General features: G+C 43.2%; 20 protein-coding genes. 1 reads left to right on the top strand and 19 read right to left on the bottom strand.

Features of this window, described 5'->3' with window-relative positions; genetic code table 11:
- Positions 1-19 precede the first annotated feature (19 nt).
- The 10 genes from spoVK to ACKA06_RS04065 all read right to left on the bottom strand — a co-directional run bounded on the left by spoVK (position 20) and on the right by ACKA06_RS04065 (position 13,705).
- Entirely contained in the window at positions 20-973 is a 954-nt protein-coding gene (gene spoVK / locus ACKA06_RS04110; RefSeq protein WP_032088706.1) for a stage V sporulation protein K, read from the bottom strand.
- Positions 974-1,332: 359 nt separating this feature from the next.
- A complete protein-coding gene (hfq, locus tag ACKA06_RS04105) occupies positions 1,333-1,566 on the bottom strand; it encodes an RNA chaperone Hfq (protein WP_032088707.1) in 234 nt (77 codons plus the stop codon).
- A 29-nt stretch (positions 1,567-1,595) separates the two neighbouring features.
- On the bottom strand, positions 1,596-2,552 hold the full coding sequence (gene miaA, locus ACKA06_RS04100; RefSeq protein WP_058298468.1) for a tRNA (adenosine(37)-N6)-dimethylallyltransferase MiaA: 957 nt from the start codon (positions 2,550-2,552) through the stop codon (positions 1,596-1,598).
- A gap of 174 nt (positions 2,553-2,726) precedes the next feature.
- Positions 2,727-5,126, bottom strand: a complete 2,400-nt coding sequence (locus ACKA06_RS04095; RefSeq protein ID WP_411159034.1) for a penicillin acylase family protein — start codon at positions 5,124-5,126, stop codon at positions 2,727-2,729.
- A gap of 122 nt (positions 5,127-5,248) precedes the next feature.
- Entirely contained in the window at positions 5,249-5,776 is a 528-nt protein-coding gene (locus ACKA06_RS04090) for an MFS transporter (protein ID WP_411159033.1), read from the bottom strand.
- Positions 5,773-7,224, bottom strand: coding sequence for an FAD-binding oxidoreductase (locus ACKA06_RS04085; RefSeq protein WP_411159032.1), 1,452 nt, complete (start codon positions 7,222-7,224; stop codon positions 5,773-5,775). The genes ACKA06_RS04090 and ACKA06_RS04085 overlap by 4 nt, the downstream gene beginning before the upstream one ends.
- Before the next feature lie 172 nt (positions 7,225-7,396).
- Positions 7,397-9,295 (bottom strand): DNA mismatch repair endonuclease MutL, encoded by a 1,899-nt coding sequence (gene mutL / locus ACKA06_RS04080; RefSeq protein ID WP_064565816.1) that lies wholly within the window; start codon positions 9,293-9,295, stop codon positions 7,397-7,399.
- A 13-nt stretch (positions 9,296-9,308) separates the two neighbouring features.
- A complete protein-coding gene (gene mutS, locus ACKA06_RS04075; RefSeq protein WP_064565940.1) occupies positions 9,309-11,948 on the bottom strand; it encodes a DNA mismatch repair protein MutS in 2,640 nt (879 codons plus the stop codon).
- Positions 11,949-12,089: 141 nt separating this feature from the next.
- On the bottom strand, positions 12,090-12,728 hold the full coding sequence (locus ACKA06_RS04070) for a DedA family protein (RefSeq protein WP_064565818.1): 639 nt from the start codon (positions 12,726-12,728) through the stop codon (positions 12,090-12,092).
- 116 nt (positions 12,729-12,844) lie between these two features.
- Positions 12,845-13,705 carry a hypothetical protein gene (locus ACKA06_RS04065; protein ID WP_411159031.1) on the bottom strand — a complete coding sequence of 287 codons (861 nt, stop codon included), beginning with the start codon at positions 13,703-13,705 and terminating at the stop codon, positions 12,845-12,847.
- Positions 13,706-13,844: 139 nt separating this feature from the next.
- On the opposite strand from ACKA06_RS04065, the gene ACKA06_RS04060 reads away from it, so the two are divergent.
- Positions 13,845-14,765, top strand: a complete 921-nt coding sequence (locus tag ACKA06_RS04060) for a VanW family protein (RefSeq protein WP_032088713.1) — start codon at positions 13,845-13,847, stop codon at positions 14,763-14,765.
- 42 nt (positions 14,766-14,807) lie between these two features.
- Here ACKA06_RS04060 and ACKA06_RS04055 read toward each other — a convergent pair whose 3' ends face one another.
- The 9 genes from ACKA06_RS04055 to preA all read right to left on the bottom strand — a co-directional run bounded on the left by ACKA06_RS04055 (position 14,808) and on the right by preA (position 25,472).
- Positions 14,808-15,176, bottom strand: a complete 369-nt coding sequence (locus ACKA06_RS04055; protein WP_058298463.1) for a VOC family protein — start codon at positions 15,174-15,176, stop codon at positions 14,808-14,810.
- Positions 15,177-16,028: 852 nt separating this feature from the next.
- Positions 16,029-17,375 carry an aspartate aminotransferase family protein gene (locus ACKA06_RS04050; RefSeq protein WP_411159030.1) on the bottom strand — a complete coding sequence of 449 codons (1,347 nt, stop codon included), beginning with the start codon at positions 17,373-17,375 and terminating at the stop codon, positions 16,029-16,031.
- A 23-nt stretch (positions 17,376-17,398) separates the two neighbouring features.
- Positions 17,399-18,865 carry a CoA-acylating methylmalonate-semialdehyde dehydrogenase gene (locus ACKA06_RS04045; RefSeq protein WP_411159029.1) on the bottom strand — a complete coding sequence of 489 codons (1,467 nt, stop codon included), beginning with the start codon at positions 18,863-18,865 and terminating at the stop codon, positions 17,399-17,401.
- A gap of 177 nt (positions 18,866-19,042) precedes the next feature.
- Positions 19,043-20,641 (bottom strand): PucR family transcriptional regulator, encoded by a 1,599-nt coding sequence (locus ACKA06_RS04040; RefSeq protein WP_411159028.1) that lies wholly within the window; start codon positions 20,639-20,641, stop codon positions 19,043-19,045.
- A gap of 71 nt (positions 20,642-20,712) precedes the next feature.
- The gene (locus ACKA06_RS04035; RefSeq protein ID WP_411159027.1) at positions 20,713-20,898 is read right to left on the bottom strand and encodes a hypothetical protein; all 186 of its coding nucleotides are present in this window, start codon (positions 20,896-20,898) and stop codon (positions 20,713-20,715) included.
- A gap of 19 nt (positions 20,899-20,917) precedes the next feature.
- On the bottom strand, positions 20,918-21,121 hold the full coding sequence (locus tag ACKA06_RS04030; RefSeq protein WP_032088719.1) for a hypothetical protein: 204 nt from the start codon (positions 21,119-21,121) through the stop codon (positions 20,918-20,920).
- 30 nt (positions 21,122-21,151) lie between these two features.
- The gene (locus tag ACKA06_RS04025) at positions 21,152-22,603 is read right to left on the bottom strand and encodes an NCS1 family transporter (RefSeq protein ID WP_032088720.1); all 1,452 of its coding nucleotides are present in this window, start codon (positions 22,601-22,603) and stop codon (positions 21,152-21,154) included.
- 139 nt (positions 22,604-22,742) lie between these two features.
- A complete protein-coding gene (gene hydA / locus ACKA06_RS04020; protein ID WP_197670795.1) occupies positions 22,743-24,170 on the bottom strand; it encodes a dihydropyrimidinase in 1,428 nt (475 codons plus the stop codon).
- Positions 24,171-24,185: 15 nt separating this feature from the next.
- Complete coding sequence (gene preA, locus ACKA06_RS04015) at positions 24,186-25,472, bottom strand: NAD-dependent dihydropyrimidine dehydrogenase subunit PreA (protein WP_197670794.1); 1,287 nt, start codon at positions 25,470-25,472, stop codon at positions 24,186-24,188.
- Between the last annotated feature and the right edge of the window lie 12 nt (positions 25,473-25,484).

Raw genomic sequence — 25,484 nt, 5'->3', positions numbered from 1 at the left:
TGGTTTTACTGTTCATCCGTCATAATGATTCGATATTCCCTTTTGAAAAGATTAGGTCATTACTTCTGATGGTAATTAAATCATTCTTGCTGTAACAATTCTCAAGCAGCAGTCTCATCGCTTGCGTCCTGATTGATTTTTCCAGTATATTCCTCACGTATCTCCCATTGGAAAATGCCATGGGCGATAAAGAATTTTTAGCAGAGTGTAAGTGATCCCTGATTTTTCTCTCAGCATCTGAACTCAATACATATTGTTTTTCGTCCAGCATTCTTTTTCCTATTTCCATCAGTTGATCCACCGAATAATCCGGAAAATGAAAGACCAGAGGAAATCTGGATTGAAGACCGGGATTCAACGTTAGAAAATGATCCATTTCCTTTGAATAACCCGCAAGTATCAATATAAACTCATGCTGTTTATCTTCCATATGTTTGACCAGGGTATCGATTGCTTCTTTACCAAAGTCTTTTTCCCCGCCCCTGCCGAGCGAATACGCTTCATCGATGAATAATATTCCTCCAAGGGATTTTTTGATTAAATCCCTCGTCTTTTGGGCGGTATGTCCAATGTACTCACCGACCAGATCCGCTCTTTCCGCTTCGATCAGATGGCCCTTCGACAAAACATTCATCTTTAAAAATAATTTCCCGATAATTCTTGCAACAGTGGTCTTCCCGGTGCCAGGATTACCTTTGAACATCATATGAAGAGCTTGTTTTCCAGCTTTTAACCCCATGGCTTCCCGTTTTTTATTTACATAAATCCATGCATAAATTTCTTTGACCATCTTCTTCATTTCTTCCATCCCGACAAGAGCCCCTAACTCTTCTTCAATCTCCTTTAGAGCCACATGCTCTTGAGGGAGTGGTTGTGATTGAGGCAGGCTATCGGGCTTCAGGGTATCCCTCACCGAATTGCGTTTTTGGGAATTCAGGACAATACTGATTTGCCCGTTATTTTTCATTCTCATTGGTTGCTGTTCCACTTATTTCACCTCACCATTCTGCAGACAGTTAATACATAGAGGCCTTTTTGGGAGACAAATGCCTATAAAGAATAAATGAAAAAAACGCAGAATCCTGTCATATCAAGCGCTTTCCCGAGAAATATACAGAATCATTGACGTTCAGACTGTTGAAATGCATCCCGGCTTCATCCTTATTAGATTTCAAGTTAAGGATTCAAATTGATTCTCATATCATTCTATTCAACCTTTTCATTTTTCATTATCAAAAGTATCAAGAATATGGGTGAGCATATAAAAAAGCTGCCTGAAAATAAATCTGGCAGCTTTGTCAATTTCAATTCATTAGTACTGGAACTAAACGATTAATTGCTCTCTTCAAAATTTATTTGCACATTCCGCTGAGGAGCGAATGTAGAAATTGCATGCTTATAAACCAACTGCTGTTTCCCTTCACATTCAAACAGGACGGTGAAATTATCAAATCCCTTTACATGGCCGCGGATTTGGAAGCCATTCAATAGGAATACCGTACATAGTGAATTATCTTTACGCAACTGGTTGAGAAATTGATCTTGAATATTAATGGATTGTTTCATGTTTAGTCCTCCTCCTCTATCTCTACTTACTAATTCGACTTTAGTTCAAGCTTTCCTGCAATAAATTCAGAAATCCCGCTGATTATTTTATCGTGGTCCTCTTCTGGTGTCATATCAAACCAGGTTACATCCATTTTATTACGGAACCAGGTCAGCTGTCTCTTTGCATATCTGCGGGAATTCTGTTTCAGGGTCTCAATCGCCCGGTCAAAGCTTATTCTCCCCTCCAGGTACTCATAGATTTCTTTATAACCGATGGCCTGTACAGATTGGACATTATGAACGCCTTGATTATACAGCGTTTTAACTTCTTCGATGAGACCTTCTTCCACCATGATATCCACCCTCTTATTTATGCGGTCATAGAGCTTATCCCTATCCATGGTAAGACCAAGCAGAGCTGTTTCATACAGGGGATCATCTATCTGACTTGATTGATAATCGGTCATCGTTTCACCTGTACAGTGAAAAATCTCCAGCGCCCGGATCACCCTCCTTGTGTTATTTGGGTGAATATTTTTTGCTGCTGAGGGATCAATACGCTGCAGTTCGTCATAAAGGGGACCGATTCCTTCATCCTTCACCCTCTCTTCGAGTGTACACCTATATTCAGCATCTCCAGGTGAATCGGTAAATTGATAATCATAAATGACGGATTGAATATACAATCCCGTCCCGCCAACAATCATCGGTATTTTCCCGCGCGAGTGAATTTCTGAAATTTTTTCCCTTACCAGCTGTTGAAACTCGGCAGCAGAAAACGATTCCTTCGGGTCTTTAATATCAATTAAATGATGAGGCACCCCTTCCATTTCTTCAATGGTGATTTTCGCTGTGCCTATGTCCATTCCTTTATAAATCTGCATGGAATCCCCGCTGATGATCTCTGCGTTAAATGACTTGGCCAGATGGATACTGGTTTTGGTTTTTCCGACAGCTGTCGGACCGATCAGCACAATCAGCTTTTCTTTTGTAGTATGAGCCATACTTTCACTGCTTTCTATGTAATTCTCCTTTACATATTATCGTACCATAATAGTTTATAAAATCACATCTTGATAGTATACCCCATTTCGGTTTTTTTACACAGTTTTTGAAGGCAGATTTAAAAAACGCCTTATATCCTCACTGCATCCAAGGAAGATATAAGACGCTGGTTATCATTCAGCTTTCAATACTAATTTATTCATGCCTTCCATCTCATCATTTAAATGAGTCGAGTGGTACTCTCCTTTTACCCATGCTTCGATTTGATTGTCATACCATTCACTCTTGAAGTGACCTGCCTGGCCTGGACCGACAATATGGTATCCTTCATTCATATCGGCAGCATCAATTACAAACCTCCATGAACCGCCATGGTTGACAATTCCTTCATTATTATAGCTGGCTGCCTGAACAGTCACCCTGCTCCCCCCTACAGGAATGGGATCTTTTCTGTTGAAAAACCATTTTAACAACGGCGACGCACTTGAAACGGGATGCTCAAAGTACACTTTGTGGTATTCGCCCCACTTCCAATCATTCATGGAAGTCCCATAAGATTCCTCTAATTCTTTTAAGGCTTTTTTCAAAGTACCATTTAAATATGCTTTATATCCCCCAAAAGGTTCAAACCAATTCGATTCTTCCCCTTTATGCGCATTACGGAGCATTTCATCCACAATACCCTGCCGCCCTTCAAAAAGGTCCATCATGGTGTCCGGAATCTCTTTCTTGAACATAACTTTCGATAAGGTATCCATCCAGGAGTGAAACAATAAAGGTGCCGCACGTGATTTATCATCTTCGTAGTCCCACTCCTCAAGCAGTTTGACAGCTTCCTTTTGTTCTGCTGTCAACTCCAGTCCTTTTAGATCTTCTAAAAGAAAGGGCAGAAATTCGGCAGCATGTAGATTGACCTTGTCCATCTGAAGAGTTTTCATATCACCAATTGTCAAGTTATCCTGCTGCTCAAGATATTGAGCGATTCTCATATACCTGTACGGCTGGGCCCAGTGGTTGCTGATATGATAAGGATAACTATCATCGATCACTTTATTATTTGCTGTGGCGATGAATCCGCTGGCAGGGTTTACAGTCACAGGCAGTTCGTCAAAAGGAATGAACCCCTGCCATTCGTATTCCGGGTCCCATCCCGGAACAGGAAGAAGTCCGTCTCCTTTATTCCGTACAGGTATCTTTCCATTTGCTTTATATGCGATTGTTCCGTCATTAGATGCAAATACAAAATTTTGGGTCGGCGTATGAAAATCCTCCAGGGCAGTCTCGAATTCTTCCCAATTACCTGCTTTATTCATATTCAGGATTGCTTGCAGCTCAAGGCTCGGATCTAAGGCTGTCCACCTGAGTGAAAGTACCTGACCATCATTATCTGATTGAGAGGCAAATTCGGAAATGACTGGTCCATGTCTTGTAATGGTGACTTGATAAGGAATATCTTCCCCACCCTTGACAGCAATCGGTTCCTTAATGATAGTCGCTTCTTCCCAATTATTATCGTAAAGAAATAATGATGGGTCCTTACGGTTCCTTTTCTCCACATACAAATCCTGGACATCCGGGCCGGTGTTTGTCACACCCCAGGCGATTTCTTCGTTATGACCGAGGATAATACCCGGAATACCCGCAAATATAACTCCGCTCACATTCAAATCCGGTGCATTTAAATGCATTTGATACCAAATCGAAGGTGTGCCCAGCGACAAATGGGGATCATCCGCAAGAAGCGGTTTTCCGTTTGCCGTTTTCTCCCCGCTCACGACCCAGTTATTGCTGCCGTTATATTCAGGGGGTATTACCGAAGATGCAAAAGAGGCTTCAATGTCTAAACCAGAATCACCTACTGATGCAAGAATCTCAGGGGCATCTTCAGGATATGAGGGGAACAGATCGTATGCCTTTTCCTCGGGAAGATTCTTCATTGCCCAGTATCTGAAGGCCTGGCCCTGCCAGTGCCCCCCCAGATCAAATGCCATATACTTTCCAATGGTCAATGAATCAACTGGTGTCCACTCTTCCGGTTTGTATCCCAAAAGGGTGAATTCTACAGGCAGTCTTCCTTTCTCCTTTGCTTGATCCATGTATGCATTGACCCCTTCTGCATACCATTCAAGTATCTGCTTGGTTTCATCAGGATAAGCTGTATACGAGACTTCTGCAGCCCTTCTCAGGCCGAGCGTCCGGAAAAACTTATCCCTTTCTACGGTTTTTTCCCCGATGACTTCACTTAACCGGCCGGATGCCTGTCTTCTGCTTAAGTCCATCTGGAATAGACGATCCTGGGCCTGAACATATCCTTGGGCAATGAATAAGTCCTTTTCCGATTTCGCCGATAGATGCGGAACGCCCTGATCATCCCTCGTCACTTCCACATCATGAGACAATCCATTCAAAGAGATCGTTCCGGAAATCACGGGTAATGACCTTTCTACATAAAAATCCGCCGCGATTAGCCCCCCGACGAGCAGGAACCCAAGCACTCCAAGCGACCACAGTAAAACGATTGTCCGTTTCTTTCTCTTTATCTTCAACGGTTGTAGATCGGTTCCTCCATTCATCTGAATCCCCCTGTAATTTATTATTGAAAATTCCGAAAAATACTTCTTTATTAGTATTAGATGATTTGGTTAAATAATCCTTCTTCATTTCAATAAATGGAAGAATAAGAGAGAGAAAGCGCTCAAGTCCTGCTCATAAACAATACGATGCCGCTTACAAGAAAGAATATGGAGCAGCCATAGAAAATATAGCTTATGGCAAAATAATTCAACAACAATCCCGTTCCCATGACGGCGAGACTGGAACATAAAGAAGTCCAGAAATGATAGTTTCCTATCATCTTACCTCTTCTTCCCTTATAAGGCATTTCGCTGAGTACGAGCTTTTCGCTGGTCTTTTGTATTGCACCCAGGATGCCGAGGAACACTTGAATGAAATAGACTATCTCAATAGTGTTGACAGATGGTATGAGAAGGAAGATAAAACTCATTCCGACAGCATAAAAGATCAGGAGATTCACCCCGCCTGATCGATCAGCCCACTTCCCTATCAGGCGCTGGCTGAGCGCCGCACTCAGTGTGAATAACCCATACGCAAAGCCAAATGAAGAAAACGAACGGCCGATATTCTGAATGAAGAGCAAATAAAAAGGAAACGAAACACTGGCGGCAGTCAAAGCAAAACTTTGCGAAAAAATGAACCACTTCATAAGCCGTACTCCTCATAAAATTGATTGATGAATCTTTCGTCGGGATCAAGTCTTCTTTTCTCTTTAAAAAACATTTCACTTGCAGGATAGGCCTCTTTTAACTGTTCTTTTGTCGGATACTCGAAATAAGGCAGATAATAACTGCCTCTGTGATCCAGCGTAATGTCGATCATCCCCCTGACCGTTTCACCAGTTGCTGATATATCTTCTTCATCCATCCCCTGATTGATGAGAAGTACCAGTGCAAACATATCTTCTTTCGCAAAAGACATCAGTGCATCATTGTTTCGACCCACGTACCTGACTGTAATGTTGATCAAGTTCAAATCCCGGTCCTCAAGATACACCCTCAAATCATCTATATACGCTTCATACTCATCTACAGGCACAAAATATTCCTGTAAGATATCGGTGTCGTTTTTCGCCTCATATTCCAGAAACTCAGATTCTGAGCGCATGACATTGTTCCTCGTCACGGTATTACCGCTCCTGTGCAGGAAAAATGACTTCTGCATTTTCCAGAACGCATTTTTTCCCCAATCGAAATCACGAGATAATCCGAGAAGGAACTTTGTTAAAAATGTGAACCTTTCTTCTTTAAGTTTACTGTGAGAACTGTAATCTTCACGGGTCTCACTAAGCATATAATCTGTAACATACATTTCCTTCAAAAATGAATCCGGGGCGGTCGATATCCTGGCAAGATGCATCTTTACCCCCTCATCTGCCAATACATGATTATTGAAGTATCCTGTATACTCTTTGAAAGACATTTCTTTTGTTCTTGTCTTGTACAATTCATCTTCTGCCAATTGAAGTTCCACATCCAGTATGACACCGAACAAGCCGTATCCTCCGATCACCAGGGGGAAATATTCGCTGTTTTCTGTTCTTGACACCTTTACCACTGTACCGTCAGGCTTCAATAACCTGAACCAGTTCACGGTTTCAATCAACGACCCGTGGCGTATATCCCTGCCGTGGACATTAACGGACAGAGAACCTCCTATAGTGAATATATTTTGTGACTGCATGACTTTTACCGCCAGTCCATAGGGGTTAACAGCCCGCTGAACATCATCCCATGTTGCTCCGCTTTGAACATGAATGGTCATTCTTTCAGGGTCGACATGAAGAATTTTATTATAATCAGTCATATCCAATACAACTCCATCAGGGTAGTAAGTATGTCCACCCTGGCTGTGGCGCTTGCCGGCGATCGACAGCTTCAAATCCTGTTCATTCGCATCCATGACGGTATCAATCAAACTATTTTCTTCCTGCCCTTTCACTACTTGTTTGATTTTAGTCGGCATCAACCGTCCTACGTCTGTCATGATATTGTCTTCATTTTTCTCAGTTGTGAGATAGATAAATAATGAAGAGTATGCGAGTAAGAGAACAAGAACGATTAGTATGCTCTTTTTCGTTACTGTTTTAACAATCATTTACATCTCCCCCAATTCAATCCTTTTAGTGTAATTTTACACTAAAGATGAAATATTTCAATTGATCTTTTGAAATTTGTTTTAAACGAGCATTAGGTTAACATAATAATATTCTTGTAATCTTATATAAATAAAAAAGAAGCCTGGGTATGCCAGACTTCTTTTTTATTGGTTACATTATCCGTTTAAACATTTTTTCCATCTCATAGGTAGAGTAATGGATGATGATCGGACGGCCGTGCGGACAAGTGAAAGGGTCGTTGGTCCTTCTCAATTCATCCAGCAGTGCAAGGATCTCGTCATTCCTTAAATGGTGGTTTGCCTTGATGGATCCCTTGCAGCTCATCATGATTGCTGCTTCCTCGCGTAGCTTTCGTATGTCCACACGGTTCATTTTAAGAACTTGTTGGATCATATCTTCTATCGTTTCCTTTTCTTCACCTGGGGGAAACCATTGAGGATGCGAACGGACAATGAAACTGTTCTGTCCGAACTCTTCCAGAAAAACCCCGACTTCTTCAAGTGCAGACCGGTTTTCATTAATTTTGATATATTCATCCATCGAATATTCCAGTGTCAGCGGCACCAGCAGTTCTTGCAGCTCTTTCGCAACCTGTCCCACTTTTTCTTTGAAGAATTCATATTTGATGCGTTCCTGTGCAGCGTGCTGATCAATGATGTACAGCCCTTGGTCATTTTGAGCAAAAAGGTATGTTCCGTGCATTTGCCCCACCGGATAAAGCGGAGGCACCCTGAGTGCTTCTGTTTCTTTGTCCGGGTCTTCAGCTATTACTCTATGATCAATCGCAGCATCTTCAGCTTGCTCAACGGGCATTTCTTCTTCATGATAACTATCGTCTGATGGAGTTTCAGCCTGAAAAGGCCTTCTCTCTTCCGCTGCCATTTGCGGAAACTCTCTGGCCGCATTCTCCCTGGCCTTCTCTTTGGGAAGTGCTTCTTCGGGCATTGTCGTCCATGAGCCTGGACTTATATTTGTTGGAGCAGGGCTGTGATCCAGGCTCATGTACGTTTGCTCAGACTTAGGTTTGACAGGTCTTGCTGCAGATGTTCCTGAAGGAATAAGCTCTTTTTGTTTAAAGACTGCCTTGATACCCTCGGTCACAAGTGAATTCAATTCATTTTCTTTACTTATACGAACTTCCATTTTGGAAGGGTGAACATTCACATCAATGAGGACAGGATCCATATCAATGTTCAATAATACAATTGGATGCCTTCCTATCGGCAGGAGGGTATGGTATCCCTCCCCTATCGCTTTAGCAAGCGCATAATTTTTTATGAATCTTCCATTGATCATCGTCGATATATAATTCCTCGATGCCCGGGTGATCTCAGGAAGGGAAACATATCCGCTGACCCGGAAATCCAGCGTACTCACTTCGATGGGAACCATTTTCTTTGCAATACCTATACCATAGATAGCAGCGAGGACTTGACGGACATCACCGCTTCCATTTGTATGAAGGAGCGGCTTCCCATTATGCAGGAGCCTGATTGATACTTCCGGATGAGCAAGTGCGATTCGATTCACCACATCACTGATGTTTCCGAGCTCTGTATGGATGGTCTTCAAGTACTTTAAACGGGCGGGAGTGTTATAGAAAATTTGTGAAACCGTTATATCCGTTCCTTTTCTTGAAGAAGTCTTTTCGAGCTTTTTGATCACACCGCCATGAAGTTCGATAAATGTGCCTGGTCCCTCGCCTGTACTTGTGCTCATGGTAAAGTACGAAACAGACGCGATACTCGGCAGTGCCTCCCCCCTGAATCCCAGGGTACGGATCCTGAAAAGATCATTCTCATCTTTAATCTTACTTGTTGCATGCCTCCTGAAAGCCGTCTTAACATCTTCCTCTTCGATACCGTCCCCATTATCGATGATGCGGATCGAATTAAGGCCCGCTTCTTCTATGTGAATTTCGATCACATCACCGTTGGCATCGATACTATTTTCCAAGAGCTCTTTTACGACTGAAGCTGGCCTTTCAACAACCTCGCCCGCTGCTATTTTGTTGGAAAGCGAGTCATCAAGCTGAAAGATCTTTGCCACGATTACACCGCCTTTATTTTTTTAGCTTTTTTTGTATTCCGTATAAAGTATTCATCGCATCAAGTGGTGTCATTTCAAGGATATCGAGTTTCTTCAATTCATCCAGCAGTTTCTTTTCCTTTGATGTGGGTGTTGACTCTTTGGCTGCAGTTTCCTCTGTCTGGAAAAAGGAAAGCTGTGCGAGTTCCTCATTGAGCTCATCATTTGTCTTCTCTTTCGTCTTCTCTTTCGTACCTGCAGCTTCTGCCTTCGACCGGGATACTGAAGACTCATTTTCCTCTCTTTCAAGATGCGTTAATATTTCGTTCGCCCGCCGGATCAGCTCCTGAGGTAGATCTGCCAGTTCAGCCACATGAATACCGTAACTCTTATCTGCAGCCCCTTCTTTGATCTTGTGAAGAAAGACAAGTTTTCCATTTTGCTCCATTGCGCTGACATGTACATTTTTGACCTTGATTAATTCTTCTTCAAGAGTTGTCAGTTCATGATAATGGGTGGAGAACAGGGTTTTTGCCCCGATATTTTCATGGATGTATTCAATGATCGCCTGGGCGAGGGCCATTCCGTCATATGTGGATGTACCCCGTCCGATTTCATCGAAAAGGATCAAGCTCTGCTGTGTCGCATTGACGATTGCATTCTTCGCCTCGAGCATTTCGACCATGAATGTACTCTGTCCGGAAATCAAGTCATCAGCCGCTCCTATACGTGTAAATACTTGATCGAACACAGGGAGGTCCGCCCTGCTTGCAGGTACATAACAACCGATCTGGGCCAGGATGGACGTAAGTGCTATCTGCCTCATATAGGTACTCTTACCGGACATATTTGGCCCTGTAATAAGGAGCATTTCCCGTTCTGCATCCATGAAACAGTCATTTGGCACATACTCCTGGGCACCCATTACCTTCTCAACCACTGGATGGCGTCCATCATGCAGGATGATCCGGCGTTCCTCATTGAATGCTGGCTTCGTATAATGCCTTTTTTCGCTTACAGTAGCAAAACATTGAAGTACGTCCAGCTCACTCACGAGCCTTGCCAACTTTTGGAGACGCGGAATGAACTCTTTTACAGTTTCCCTGATTCCGATGAAAAGTTCATACTCCAATTCAACAGATTTTTCATTAGCCTGAAGAATGATGGATTCTTTCTCCTTTAATTCAGGGGTGATGAAACGCTCAGCATTCGTCAACGTTTGTTTTCTTTCGTATCTGCCTTCTTCCAGATGATGAAGATTCGCTTTGGTTACTTCGATATAATAACCGAATACCCGGTTGAATCCGACCTTCAATGAGCGTATTCCGGTACGCTCCCGTTCTTTCCGTTCAAGCTCTGCAATCCAGCTCTTCCCGTTCTTGCTTGCATCACGGTACTGATCCAGTTCTTCATGGTAGCCGTCCCTTAAGAGGCTGCCTTCTTTAATGGAAAGAGGCGGATTTTCGACCAATGCCTGCTCCAGTAAATCTGTCAGATCCTCACAAGGATCCAGGTCCGACACGAGTGCATCAGTAGCTTCATTGCCCATTGTCTCCACCAGATGTTTTAAAACAGGGACTTGCTGCAGCGATTTTTTCAGTTGAATCAGATCACGTGCATTTACATTACCGAAGGCTACCCTTCCCGCCAATCGTTCTAAATCGTACACTTCTTTAAGTCGTTCCCTTAAATCCTGCCTTTCGAAAAATCTCTCCAAGAGGACTTCCACTACTGTCTGACGTTTCTGTATTTCTTTCACTTGAATAAGCGGACGGTCGATCCATTGTTTAAGGAGGCGTGCCCCCATTGCCGTCATGGTTTCATCCAGCAGCCATAGGAGTGACCCTTTTTTCCCTTTGGAGCGGATCGTCTCTGTCAATTCGAGATTCCTTTTAGAATAATAATCCATTTTCATATATTGGTAGATATGATACGTCTCTGCTTCTTGCAAGTGATCGAGACTTCTTTTCTGGGTTCGGAATAGATATTGAAACAGCCTCGCTGTACTTACCTTCAATTTTTCCTGGTCGAGAGCTTCTACAAGATGTGAGAATGAAGGATCCAGACTTGTCTCATTTTCATATGAAAGTGTAAGGTCACTTCTCTCGTTGATTCTTCTTTGGGTTTCTTTATCTACATCCGGGGGAAGCACCACTTCTTTTGCCCCGATTGTCGCCAGTTCATTCAGTAAGTTTTGAAGGCCGCCTGTTACAAGGGTGACTTTGGATTCACCAGTGGTAAGGTCACTGTATGCGAGCCCGAACGTTTCATCGTCAAACGGAGTCACGGATGCAATATAATTGTTTTCTTTATCATTCAAACCCTTCCCGTCCATTACAGTTCCAGGAGTGATCAGCTGAACAACTTCCCTCTTAACGACCCCCTTTGCCTGCTTCGGGTCTTCAGTCTGTTCACAAATGGCCACTTTGAATCCTTTGTCGATCAGCTGTTCTATGTAATTGGAAGCGGAGTGATAAGGGACCCCGCACATAGGGATTCTTTCCTCTCCCCCTCCATCACGGCTTGTTAATGTTATTTCAAGTTCCTGTGAGGCCGTAATTGCATCATCAAAGAACATTTCATAAAAATCACCTAAACGAAAAAATAAAAAGGCATCCTGATAATCTGCCTTTACTTGTAAATATTGCCTGATCATCGGCGTATATTGAGTCATGGTTCGAATCAAACCTTTCATGCTAATTCTACTAATTTCGACTCCTCATTATATCATATCGACTCAAAAAGAAGCACATAGAAGAAAATAGTAAAACGCAGGCAAAAAAACGCCGCTCATGAAAGGAGCAGCGTTTTGCAATTATGAATCACCTTGTTTAGCCACTTTAGGTGATTCATTGTTAGAAGAATCCTTGTTCTTTTTCTTTCCGGCGGTATAGAAAAATTTATACGCAATATAAATGATGAGCACGGCGGCCCCTCCAATAAAGATATAGTTCTGAACATTGCTCATCAATGCCTGTACCGACTTCAAATTTCCATTTTTCCCTACAATGAGCATGATGAAGGTGACTGGGAAAATCCCGATGAATGTAAGCATACCAAACTTTATCTTATTTACTTTACTGATCCCGGATGCATATGAGATATAGTTCCCGATTCCAAGAGGGCGCGAGAGGGCGATGCTCCATATCCCGTATTTCCTGAACCACTTTTGAGCTTTTTCAACTTTTCTTGTATTTTTGCTGTTTGTCTTTTCCTTGATCGTATGTTTAATCTTAAACCCGATTCCATATGGGATATAGCTGAACACCGTATAAATCACGCTGCTAATAACAGCCAGGCCGATCAGCTTCCCCCAGGACGGGTCAAGAAGGTATCCATATGTGAGTGTGACAAGCACTCCAGGAAAAGGTAAAGATGATGCTTCTATTGCATTTCCTGCAAATAGCCCCCACATCCCTATTTCTTTAATAACATTTATTATGAACTCCAGCATGAGTTTTTACCCTCCACAATTTGTTTAAAGCACCTTTTCCCTCTTTATGAATGAAAAAAACTCAGCTGCATCATTTTTTACATACATTTTCCGCAGTATTTTCCAAGGGTTAATGATCACTCCAGCAGTGCAGCCAGTACCTTGGCATCAAGTGTCCACTGATCTTCAGGACTGTTTCTGCGAATGATCATTTCACCCTTTTTCACATTTTGTTCCTGTTCTCCCGTGATCCATTTCAACCTTGCATGTACAACCAGGCCAAAGATCGGGTGTATGTCTTCTGATGGCAGCAATGATAAATCCGAAATGTCTATGTGTTTAACGTGATGGATCATTTTTTTTGCAATACCCCTCTCTCCGCCTGAAAGAATCAATGCAAGTAAATCTTCGTCATGTTGATTGATTGCCACCTCCAGGATGTGGAGGCTTTCATATGGATCCATATGGTATACATACCTTTTCAGTTCTCCCCCGGCCCTTAAAATCATCAATTTATGTGCGAAATCAGGTGTAGGGGTTTTATGGGTGGTACTGCCATAAAAATGTACACAAAAGTGTCCGGGAAATCCATTCTTAAGTGCTCCTGCACCATGAGGCATTCCATTCATAGAGCCTGGTATTAAACGATCATCATACTGAACCAGTATCGCTCTTCTGTCCCAGCTCCATGCCCCTCCATAAATTTTTTTCATTACTTTTGTATCTTTATTTGTAAGCGGCTGTACATCCGCATGTTTGCTTCCTGCACGCCTCTGCACTTGAAAACTCAGACCGGTTTGGACGTCAATGATCGTAAAATAAGATTTATTCGGGATCAATTCTTTTACTGTTTCCCACGGAAGAATTTCGACTGAAAAAGAAGGACGCGGCGCATCTATCGTTTGTTCATCTCCCCCAACCGTCTCGGCTTCAACTCTGCCGCTAAGTAACAAAAGCAAAAGAATAATGATGAAGATTTTCATTTGAATATGCATCAAAAACCATACCTTTTTTTAAATAGTTTCTGATTGAACGGAAAATGAATAAGCTGAAATTATTGGTAACTGTAAACTCGTTCATGAGTTACATGAAAGTTCATTTCATACCTATACTATTTTAAGAAGGGAATGATGAACGATGCAGTTATTATCAAAACTAACTCTTATTAGTCTTCTTGCATTACCCGGCCTGAAAGCTGGACATGCGGATCAAATAGAAATCTTCTTCCAGGATAGCCATCTTTCCTCTTATTCAAAAACAGATCTTACCTATAATGTGATTGATGAGCCACTATTAAACCCGGCCATAACTGAAAACCTCATGGAAGACATTCAAAAGAAAGTGTCGGTCCCTCCTCAAGATGCGTACCTTGATGAGCACAACCATATAGTCGAACATGAAAATGGCTATACGTTGCACCGGAGGAAATTCCAGAAACAGCTTATAGAAGCTTTATTCTCTAAAGGTACAGCTTCCATCGATGTTCCATTACAAGTCATCTATCCCCGTGTGGACAGCGAGTTACTATCTTCAATCCGAGACAAGAAAATAGGACAATATGTCACTTATTTCAATCAACGCAATGTTGAACGCTCCCATAATATCAGCCTTGCTGTCAAAGAGGTCGACAATACGGTTGTTTTTCCTGGTGAAACATTCTCATTTAATAAAGTGGTCGGTAAAAGAACCAGGGAGAAAGGATATAAAAAGGCTCCAGTCATTGTGAGAGGGGAACTTTCCGAAGATATCGGCGGGGGGATTTGTCAGGTCTCTTCGACTCTGTTCAATGCAGTGGACCTTGCGGGGGTAGAAATTATGGAACGGTATCATCACAGTAAAAGAGTCCCATATGTACCCAAGGGAAGGGATGCAACTGTAAGTTGGTACGGCCCGGATTTCATTTTTCGGAACATCTATAACCAGCCCCTTTTGATTCGAGCAAAAATATATGGCGGCCAGTTGATTGTCTCGATATATTCTTCCGAATCCATCCTTGTCAAAAAAAGAGATGTGCCCCCTGCATCCAATGATTTACCACAAGAAATACGGCAACGCTAATAGAGGCATCTCACCGGAGCGGGATGCCTTCTATTTCAGTAATCAATTGTATTCAAGAAACTCAATCCGATTTCCAAAGGGATCGGATACAAAGAATCGGCACCTGCCGTTTATAGGTGTATCTTCTTTGATTTCAATTCCTTTTTCAATCAAAGAACTGCGGAATTCTTCTAATCCTTCTACAAGCAATCCGGGATGAGCTTTAGTCGCCGGTACAAAAGCCTGCTGTACGCCAATATGAACTTCCTGGGAACCAAATTGAAACCAGCAGCCCCCTCTCCCCTGGAGGTTTTCCGGCTTGGGGATTTCCTTTAATCCTATCATTTCGCCATAGAACCTTCTTGCTTCTTTTTCACAGTCTTCAGGTGCGGCCAATTGAATGTGATCAATTCCTTTAAATGTTACAGTCATTCGTCCCTCTCCTATCCTTTGTGCGATAAATTAATTTTACCATTATTTTTTAATAAAGGTGAATAATGAAATAAATCAACGGGTTACTTGAGAGGAGCAAACTTTCAAAAGATAGATTTAAATATATAAGTGGACTCTCAACACCGCTAATGATTTCCGTGCAAGACTACGCTTTCCGCGGGTAGCCCGTGAGCCTCCTCGGCAAGCCTGCGGGAAGAAAAGCGGAGGGGCATTGAAAAGAGGCGGTTGGCATAAGGCGAATCGGCCACGAAGGCGTACTTTGCCTTCTTGGCCGATTTGACTTATAACATGTGCCTCTAAGCCCCGCAGCTAGACAAGTCTCACATAAGCTACTCTTCCCGCAGGAGTCTTCGTCTTGCACTCCAATCAACCGCTGAAGAGAGCTAAATCTAAATGAACATTTAAACAAATTAAAGCCCGAACTAATTTTCCTCTTAATACGAAAATTATCGGACCTTGCATAGACTAAAACCTTTTAATCCCAGCCTCAGTTATTAAACGCTTTGGTTACCGCGTCAATAAAAAATCAAGAGAAAGCCCAAGAAGTTATTAGCTAAAACTTAACACTTAACTGTTTCTTCGTCAGTCAGGTTTTTAAGCATATTAACTACCACTAATTCCAAAAGTTATTTATATAGTAGTGGAATGTGCACCCCCATAAGATTCATCAACCAAAACGTTTATAACACCTTAATAACAATAAAAAACACACAGTGATTCCATTGTGAAATACAGTGCGTTTTTGATTTGATATTCACTTGTTTGTTCTTCCGAAGTTAACCAGTTATGAATCAACGAGCAGCTTCTATGATTGAAGCTGCTCATCTTTCATTACGCTTGTTTTATTCCTTCAATGACAGTTGAGAGTAAAAGTTCAAGATCCTCGACATCGATCGTAAGCGGAGGGGAAAGTGTCAAGACATTGTTGTATCCGGCGACAGTGGCTCCGTTTTTTCCGATGATGACGCCGTTTTGCTTGCAATAGGAAATGACTTTATTCACTACATCCACTTCCAATGGTTTTTTCGATTGCCTATCCTTTACCATTTCTATTCCTATTAGTAGTCCTTTCCCTCTTACGTCACCGACCAATGGATGATCCTGCAGTTGGTTTTTCAATGTATTGATCGCTGTTTCACCGAGTTCAGCCGACCTTGCGAAGAGATCTTCATTCTCCATGATTTCAATGTTCTTGACAGCCAGTGCACAAGCTGCCGGATTCCCTCCAAACGTATTGATATGCCGGAAGTAATCATATTCTTCAGAGCCTTTGAAAGCCTCATAGATCTCACGTTTCACTGCTGTTGCTGATAACGGCAGGTACGCAGATGTAATTCCTTTTGCCATTGTGATGATGTCCGGTTTCACATCATAATTCATGAAACCGAATGGCTTGCCTGTTCGCCCGAAACCACATATCACCTCATCGACGATCAACAGGGCACCATGATTCTCGCACACTTCCTTGGCTGCTTTCATATATCCCTCTTGCGGTACCAAAATTCCTCCGCCGGTGATGATTGGTTCCATAATGACAGCGGCCACCGTTTCACTGAGCTCCCAGGTCATTGCTTGATCGATGGCCTTGACCCCGGGCAGTTCATGAGGGGATTTCCCATTCGCGTCATCCCGGTAGGAGTCCGGAGGGGCAACATGGATGAAGCCGGGAGCAAGTGGTTCGTACTTGTATTTCCTTTGCGCCTGCCCCGTTGCAGCCAGTGCTCCCATTGAGTTTCCATGATAAGCGCGATATCTGGAAACAATCTTATAACGTTCCCCTTCACCTTTTTGCTGATGATATTGACGGGCGATTTTAAATGCCGTCTCATTTGCTTCAGAACCGCTGTTTGAGAAAAAGATGACATAATCATCCCCCAGAAGCCCGTTCAGTTTTTCAGCAAGCTGAATCGCCGGCTGATGACTCTGTGTCAACGGGAAGTAAGCCATTTTTTTAAGCTGTTCATATGCAGCTTCAGCAAGCTCCTGTCTCCCATAACCGACGTTCACGCACCATAAACCGGCCATACCGTCCAAATATTTCTTCCCCTCATGATCGGTCACCCATGATCCGTTGGATTCCGTTACTACCATCGTCCCAGCGGGATTATACGGCTTCATCGAATGCCAGACAAATTGTTCATCCTGTTTTAGCCACGTATCCTGACCAGTTTTCACCATGTGCAATCCCTCCTTACTCTTTTTTAGAAATCGAACCTTGAGGTGATCATTTTCTTCCTAGTATAGAAATTTACTCCGTCTTTCCCGTTAACATGCATGTCTCCGTAGAAAGAATCCTTCCATCCCGAAAATGGGAAGAAAGCCATTGTGGCAGGTACTCCGACATTGATCCCCAACATCCCTGCATCCGCTTCTTCTCTGAACTGCCTGACTGCTTTCGCATCCTTTGTATATAGAGTAGCCCCATTCCCAAAACGGGATTTACGTATATATTCTAGTCCCTCATCTAAGTCTTTTGCACGCAGCAGGCTCAAAACAGGTGCAAACATCTCTTCTCTTGCGATCGTCATATCAGGTGTGACATAATCAAATATCGTCGCTCCCAAAAAGTTCCCTTCGTTGAATTCATCCATTTCCTTTCTTCCGTCCCGGATCAAGGAAGCACCTTCCTCGAGGCCTTTTTCAATATATTTGAGGGTACGGTCAAGGTGTTCGTTTCTGATTACCGGGGTCAGCAGCACTTCATCTTCCATTCCGCTGCCGATAAAAAGTTCATCCGCTTTCTTTTTTAATGCATTGACAAACGGCTCATTATCCCCGACTACGACTACTGCACTGCACGCCATGCACCGCTGGCCGGCACTTCCGAATGCCGAACTGATGATGTGGTCAGCTGCCTTGTCCATATCCGCATCCGGCATGACCACATGATGATTCTTGGCACCTGAAAGAGCCTGGACACGCTTCCCGTTTGAAGCTGATTTTTCATACACATACTTTGCAACTGGCTGGGATCCCACAAAAGAGATGGCTGCAATATCTTTGTGTTCAATCAGTCCGTTAACCACGTCATGTGCCCCGTGCACCACGTTAAGGACTCCCTGGGGTATGCCGGCTTCTGTGAATAGTTCAGCAAGCCGGTTGGCAAGAAGCGGTGTTCTCTCGGATGGCTTAAGAACAAATGTATTCCCGCAGGCAACGGCGAGAGGGAACATCCAGAGCGGAACCATCATCGGAAAATTGAAAGGTGTAATCCCTCCAACCACCCCTAGAGGGTAGCGGAACATTTCGGAATCAATCCCTTCTGCAATTCCGCTGAGGGTCTCCCCCATCATCAGTGTCGGTGCCCCGCAGGCAAATTCCACACACTCAAGTCCCCTTTGAACCTCTCCATACGCTTCCTTAAAAGCTTTTCCATTCTCTTGTACGACAAGTTTTGCAAGCTCTTCATGATTGTCAGATAAGAGAGTATGATATTTATAAAGGATCCTTGCCCTCTTTGGAACAGGAGTTTTCTTCCAGGTTTTCAATGCTTCCTTGGCTGATTGGACTGCCCGGTCTACATCTTCTTTGGTAGAGATAGGGACTCTGGCCAGCTCTTCATTAGTAGCAGGATTTAATACTTGCATGGTTTGTGAACTGAGTGAATCCACCCAGCTCCCGCCAATGTAATTTTTTAATACAGCTGCTTCATTTTTTATAACCGACAATTTTAACTCCTCCTTGTACCCAATTGAGTTGGGCTGATTTTCTCCTGGAAGTAAGTAAGCGTCATGAAGTATTTACATTCATTATGAGAGTTGTGGTAAGGGCTTTCATTAGACATAATGTAAAGCAACTGTGCAGGTGCATTTGACATTTCGTTTTTTTATAATCAGCAGAGTTATTTATTTGACAGCCGATTGCTTCATTCCGTTCTTCACCGGGTTCAGATAATCATGGGCTGCAAGCAAAAACTCTATAGCCAGCCTTTTCTCGGGGTTCATGTAGTCTTCACCTAACAATTCCTCAATTTTCTTGAGGCGATGATAAAGTGTTTGCCTGACAATATACAATTTTTTTGCTGTTTCCTGCTTGGAACCTTGGCAGCCTAGAAATACTTTCAGTGTCAGCATAAGACTGCCATCATGTTTTTCATCATACGTAATCAGTGGTTTCAGATATTCTTCTATCATCCCGTTGAGATTCACATTATTGTTCACGATGGAAATCAACCGGTATAGATGTAAATCATCGAAGAAATAGTATCGTTGATCATCCATGACCTTCGCACGCAGCAACATGCTTTCCACAGCAGATTTATAACTCAAATGGATATTCATCATCTCATTTTGGTAATTACCTATAGAAACGGCCGAATCTATATCTCTCCTATTAAAATTGGATTCATGTATCTTATCCAGGGCCCTTTTTATCCGATATTTCCAGTCTGTTTGTTTCCTTGTATCAAGCAGGATGAATAGAAGGTCATTTCCATCTTTTTCAGGTAATGCATGGAATCCCTGCTGTTCAAAGATACTTCTTGCCACCAGATTAAAGTATGTAACATCTTGCGTTTCCTGCTGAGTCATATCTCCAAACACACATACGACCCCTCCGTGAAAATTCATTCTTAAGCTCCTTAAATAAGCCGACAATCTTTCACTCGTCTGCTCCCCTTTGAGCCAGGACATGATCCACTTGGATTCTTCAATACGCTTTTTTTCATTAAAGTAAAGTTCCCTCATTAAAAACTGTGCAAGCGCTGTAGCCGTCCTGTCCAGGAGCAGCATTTCATATTCACTGAATGGATGGTCACCCCTGAATAGGAACAGCTCTGCATACTCCTGATCAAAGAGAAGGACCTTTGCTGATACGAAATCATTACTTGTATCCTTTAAATGTTCAATGTATCTGTTCTTTATATTCACTTCTTCAGAACGCCGCATAGAAGGATAGAAATGCGGCTCTTGTTCTTTTATCTGAAAAATGACTGGTACGTCCAATTCTTTTTGCAGAACATTCAAAATTTCTCCGGAATGATTCACTGTAAGTAACTTTCTGTTAAGCACTTGGGCAAAATCATCTAATTTCTTCATTATTTCATATTGCTGATTGATAAGGATTGAATGAATATCTTGTGTAATTCTGACAAATGGGACCTCTTTTTCAAAGACAATTATCGGAAAGTCACATTCATCAGCTATTCGGGTGATCGAGTGGGGTATGGTTGAAATGTTTGTATCCAGTTCGATACAAAGGGCAGCAGTTTCGCTTTGGATGAGCTGATTGAGTAAGCTGATGAACGCAGCTTCTTCCTTCAAAGCCAGTCCTGTAGTAAGAATCATTTCATTGCCGTTCAGCAGATTCTTAATGGCGGTGACTTCCACTACATGGACCCACTTCACTTGCCGATGCAAACCTTTGTGTCCTGCAATTACACGTGAATGTGCGAAGGAAGGTCTTGTTAGGATCGATTCAACTGAAAGGTAGTAAAGACTTGTCATCTGTTTCTCCTTCTCTTCAAGTATTGTGGATTCAAGATCAAAAGATAAAAAGGATTGGCTGAACCAACCCTTTACTCATTTCCTGGGATCAAAATGTGAACCTCTGAGTGGCAGATCCGCTCCCATTCATCAACCGGCTTATCGGTTGAAGTCAAAAAAGATAACATCCATTCCACCTGGTCTTCCGGCGTGTGCATGATTGCAGGAAGTTTCATCAGACCATCATTGTCTGCTTCATGTTCAGGCAGGTTCTCCATTCAAATCCCCCTTTCGAAATTATGATTGAATTAATAGATTGGAAAAGTACTTCCTGGCATTCGCTGTCTTGATATGAAGTGTCGCACTTCGCTTATTCTCTTTATGTTTAAATACGACAAATGCCCCGCTCAGATTTTCGGTCACTTTTTCTATCCTGAACCCTTTTTGTAATAGAAAGTCTATTTTATCCCGTTCATTTAAGAATTCCTGGTATTCCGACATAGGCGAACCCCCCAGCTATATTATTATTCGTCATCCTGCTTCTTCAACGGACTTGTCACTCTCACTATCAATCTCCCAATCTCTCCCTGCAGAGATGCCTAAATACTTATCATCATCCGGGTCAAGCAGTTCAGCCTGTTCGTACTTTTTGAACCACCAATACTTTGCCAGGACATAGTAGAAGATTGCCCCTGCACCAAAACCAACCAGAAATGAAAAGCTTGGAACAAAATAAGAGGCGACTGCTCCGATAATCCAGGCAATAAAGCCAGCCAGGTTTACCCCGTTCATATATTTATATTGACCATGATCTTCATATAAAGCAGGGACATTCACCCGTCGCTTCCTGATTAAATAATAGTCAGCGACAAGTATCCCCACAATCGCTGATAAAATCCCCCCTATGAAAAGCAGGACCGGAATGATGACTCCAAATAGATTCCAAGGCTGTACTAGCGTACCGACAACTCCCGCAGTAAACACACCTGCCCAGAATGGAAACTTAGGTCCTCCTACGTTTGAAAAAATGGTCGCAGCAGGAACAACATTTGCAGCAATATTAGTTGACCATTGTGCCAGCACAATCATAAGCAGCAGGATGCCCAGAACCAATCCGCCGGCTGCTTCCTGAAGGGCTATGACAGGGTCATAATTCAGGACTGCGATATATGATACAGCTCCAATCAATACCATGAATGTCTGCGTAATCGGCAAAGTGATCAGATTTCCAATCAATGGATTCTTATTTCGCTTAAACCAGTTTTTCTCATTTCGAGGTGCTTTCATAAACCTTGAAATCGAGGGAATATCCGCTGCCAAAGTCGCCCAGAAACCCATATTGCTGAAAATGACTACAAGAAATGCAGTAACAGCTGCTCCTCCTGTTACAGGACTCTCCACCCATCCCCAGATATCCCTCCCTTGCACTGCTGCTGTATCTGATAAAGAAGAATACATCCATACAGAAATCAGAATGATGACCGGAGCTGCAAGATCTGCAAACCTTTCGACCGCTTTGATTCCAAGTGCGGTATTGACGAGCTGCAATAATGCAAAAATAAGGAAACATACAAACCAGTTATCGAATCCGTATAGGAGATTCAAAATGCCATTCATCGCGGTTGCACCGAAATAGGTATTGATCCCAAACCACATGGATGCAGCAACACCTCTGACTAATGAAGGAATATGAGTGCCAATCGTTCCAAAAGGAGCCCGCATGTATACAGGAAATGACAATCCATGTTCAACACCTATGTCCCCTGTAAGGGTGATGAACAGCCCAATGGCCAGAGAGCCGATCAAAGTAGCCAGCAGGACAAGGGGGAGGGGTAAAGACATGACTCCTGCGCCCCCGATGGCAAAGGTTGCGAGCACTACGACCATGCCGACCCACATGAATGAATAGCCCAGTCCCGTGATTTTTCTTTCATTTTCTTTTACCGGCAGTAGATCAGGTGACTTTAAATAGCTTGTTTTCAAATTGAACACTCCTTTTTGTTTGCTTCAAATGGCAAAACCAAACGCATTAAGAGAGGCATGGGACACGGGAGGAATTTCTCCTCCCCTTCTCATGCAGGAGCTGTTCTGCGATTAAGCAAAATTCAATAGTAGAGTGCTGCTAGGATTTAGAAGGCTGCAAGTTTTCTCTCTCTTCCCTTGAAAGCTGAGTACCGTATCTGGCTCTCTTGATATACTTTCCTTTCCCCAATTTGCCCACAAACTCTTTATCTTTGATGACGAATTCACCTCTGGATAGAACAGAGACAGCTTCACCTTTGACCTTCATCCCTTCAAACGGGTTATAGTCTGCTGCCATATGGTGGTTCTCAGCAGAAATGACACGCTCCGCATCCGGATCGAAAATCACCACATCAGCATCTGATCCTGCAGCAATGGTTCCTTTCTGCGGATAAAGTCCAAATAGCTTCGCACTCCTCGTGGACATGATATCTACGAACTGATTTAATGTGATTCTCCCTTTTTCCACTCCTTCCGAAAATAAGATGGATACACGGTCCTCGATGATTGGCCCGCCATTTGGTATTTTCGTAAAATCCCCGAGTCCCAATTCTTTTTGGCCTTTGAAGTCGAAAGAACATTGATCTGACCCCAGAGTCTGGAGCTCGCCGCTTTTCAGGGCGTTCCATAATACTTCCTGGTTCCACTTTTCACGGAGCGGAGGAGACCATACATACTTCGCACCTTCGAAATTAGGACGTTCCAAGTAAGATTGATCGAGCACCAGATATTGAGGGCAGGTTTCTCCCCATACGTTCAACCCCTTGCTTCTGGCTTCGGCGATTTGCTTTACCGCTTCCGAACAGGATACATGTACTACATACAGTTGTGAATCAGCAAGCCCTGTCAGCTTGGCTGCTCTCCCCGTAGCTTCCCCTTCCAGCTCAGGCGGCCTTGTCAAAGCATGATAAATTGGGTCTGTTTTTCCTTCTGCAAGTGCTTTTTCAGTTAAATACTCGATGACGTCCCCGTTTTCCGCATGCACCATTACAAGGGCACCAAGTTCTTTTGCCGCCACGAGTGTACGGAACAATGTCTCATCATCAGCCTGGAACACATTTTTATATGCCATGAACACTTTAAAGGAAGTAATTCCCTCATTTTCAATCACCTGCGGAAGCTGGCTTAATACTTCCTCATTGATTTCTCCGATCATCAAGTGAAAGCTGTAATCAATCACTGCCTTATCTTTTGACTTTGCGTGCCAGGTGTCGATCGCATTTTGAAGCGGCTTTCCTTTATCAGTCAGACAGAAATCAATGAGGGTCGTCGTCCCGCCGAAGGCAGCAGCAATCGTTCCTGTTTCAAAATCATCTTTAGAGACGGTTCCGCCGAACGGCATTTCCAAATGGGTATGCGGGTCAATTCCACCGGGGAAGATATACTTCCCTTCTGCATCAATGATTTCTGCCTCATTCTCATCGAAATCTTTTCCTATACTAATGATTTTTTCTCCTTTTATAAGGACATCTGCCTTATACATATCTGCTGCTGTGACGATTGTTCCGTTTTTAATGATTTTTTTCATCATTCACCCTCCCGATTATTTCACTGCATTCGTTTCACACTGCGTTAACTTCCCGACGGCAGCCTGGCGTTCATTCCATGTCATCGGCATATGTCCGCTCGGTACTTCGATCATATCGATCGCTCCATCAACCGGACAGACGATCGAGCATAAATTACATCCGACACAATCTTCTTCGCGTACTTTTAAATAACTGTTTCCATGAGGATCTTTAAGCATGTCGATGCATTGATGCGAGGTATCTTCGCAGGCGATATGGCATTTATTGCAATTGATGCATACATCATTGTTGATTTTTGCCACGATGCTGTAGTTAAGGTCTAAATTCCCCCAATCAGAATATTTCGGAACTGATTTCCCTACCAGCTCCTGAACGGATGCTATACCTTTTTCGTCAAGATAATTATTCAATCCATCAAGCATGTCCTCAACTATTCTGAAACCATGATGCATGGCTGCAGTACAAACCTGCACTCCCGTCGCTCCCATCAGCATATATTCAACGGCGTCCTGCCAATTTGAAACGCCTCCCATTCCTGAAATGGGTACATTAATGCGGGGATTCCGAGCGCATTCTGCCACCATATTCAGGGCAATCGGCTTGACAGCAGGACCGCAGTAGCCACCGTGAGCGCCTTTTCCGGCAACATGAGGAATGGTATTCCAGCTGTCAAGGTCGACCCCGGCCAGGCTGTTGATCGTATTGATCATGCTCACAGCATCAGCGCCGCCTTTCACCGCTGATTCTGCCGTAACGGTTATATCTGTGATATTCGGAGTCAATTTAACAATGACAGGCGTTTTGGCAACCTCTTTTACCCAATACGTCTGTTTTTCGACCAGCTCTGGCACCTGTCCTGACGCAGCGCCCATTCCTCTCTCAGCCATTCCGTGCGGACAGCCGAAGTTAAGCTCTAATCCGTCTACCCCGATGTCCTCCACTTTTTTTACGATTTCATGCCATTTCTCCTGCTTTGGCTCGACCATAAGGGAAGCGATGATGGCATGATTCGGAAAACGCTTTTTTGTTTCGTATATTTCCTTTAGATTCACTTCCAACGGCCGGTCCGTAATGAGCTCGATGTTGTTGAAGCCCGCAACACGCTGACCGTTAAAACCTACTGCGGCAAACCTTGACGAGACGTTGATGATCGGTTCCCCGAGCGTTTTCCATACTGCCCCTCCCCATCCGGCTTCAAACGCCCGCTGCACCTGATAGCCCGAGTTTGTCGGTGGTGCCGAGGCCAGCCAAAAAGGATTGGGTGATTTAATCCCTGCTAAGTCAATACTTAAATTTGCCATGTGTTTCCCCCC

It is taken from the genome of Rossellomorea oryzaecorticis (assembly GCF_045897515.1).
GTDB lineage: Bacteria > Bacillota > Bacilli > Bacillales > Bacillaceae_B > Rossellomorea > Rossellomorea enclensis.
This window is presented reverse-complemented; position numbering and strand designations above follow the sequence as displayed.

Coding starts and splice junctions, on each gene's coding strand:
- spoVK (WP_032088706.1), bottom strand. CDS start 973: ATGAGAATGAAAAATAACGGGCAAATCAGTATTGTCCTGAATTCCCAA.
- hfq (WP_032088707.1), bottom strand. CDS start 1,566: ATGAAACAATCCATTAATATTCAAGATCAATTTCTCAACCAGTTGCGT.
- miaA (WP_058298468.1), bottom strand. CDS start 2,552: ATGGCTCATACTACAAAAGAAAAGCTGATTGTGCTGATCGGTCCGACA.
- ACKA06_RS04095 (WP_411159034.1), bottom strand. CDS start 5,126: ATGAATGGAGGAACCGATCTACAACCGTTGAAGATAAAGAGAAAGAAA.
- ACKA06_RS04090 (WP_411159033.1), bottom strand. CDS start 5,776: ATGAAGTGGTTCATTTTTTCGCAAAGTTTTGCTTTGACTGCCGCCAGT.
- ACKA06_RS04085 (WP_411159032.1), bottom strand. CDS start 7,224: ATGATTGTTAAAACAGTAACGAAAAAGAGCATACTAATCGTTCTTGTT.
- mutS (WP_064565940.1), bottom strand. CDS start 11,948: ATGACTCAATATACGCCGATGATCAGGCAATATTTACAAGTAAAGGCA.
- ACKA06_RS04070 (WP_064565818.1), bottom strand. CDS start 12,728: ATGCTGGAGTTCATAATAAATGTTATTAAAGAAATAGGGATGTGGGGG.
- ACKA06_RS04060 (WP_032088713.1), top strand. CDS start 13,845: ATGCAGTTATTATCAAAACTAACTCTTATTAGTCTTCTTGCATTACCC.
- ACKA06_RS04055 (WP_058298463.1), bottom strand. CDS start 15,176: ATGACTGTAACATTTAAAGGAATTGATCACATTCAATTGGCCGCACCT.
- ACKA06_RS04050 (WP_411159030.1), bottom strand. CDS start 17,375: ATGGTGAAAACTGGTCAGGATACGTGGCTAAAACAGGATGAACAATTT.
- ACKA06_RS04040 (WP_411159028.1), bottom strand. CDS start 20,641: ATGACAAGTCTTTACTACCTTTCAGTTGAATCGATCCTAACAAGACCT.
- ACKA06_RS04035 (WP_411159027.1), bottom strand. CDS start 20,898: ATGGAGAACCTGCCTGAACATGAAGCAGACAATGATGGTCTGATGAAA.
- ACKA06_RS04030 (WP_032088719.1), bottom strand. CDS start 21,121: ATGTCGGAATACCAGGAATTCTTAAATGAACGGGATAAAATAGACTTT.
- hydA (WP_197670795.1), bottom strand. CDS start 24,170: ATGAAAAAAATCATTAAAAACGGAACAATCGTCACAGCAGCAGATATG.
- preA (WP_197670794.1), bottom strand. CDS start 25,472: ATGGCAAATTTAAGTATTGACTTAGCAGGGATTAAATCACCCAATCCT.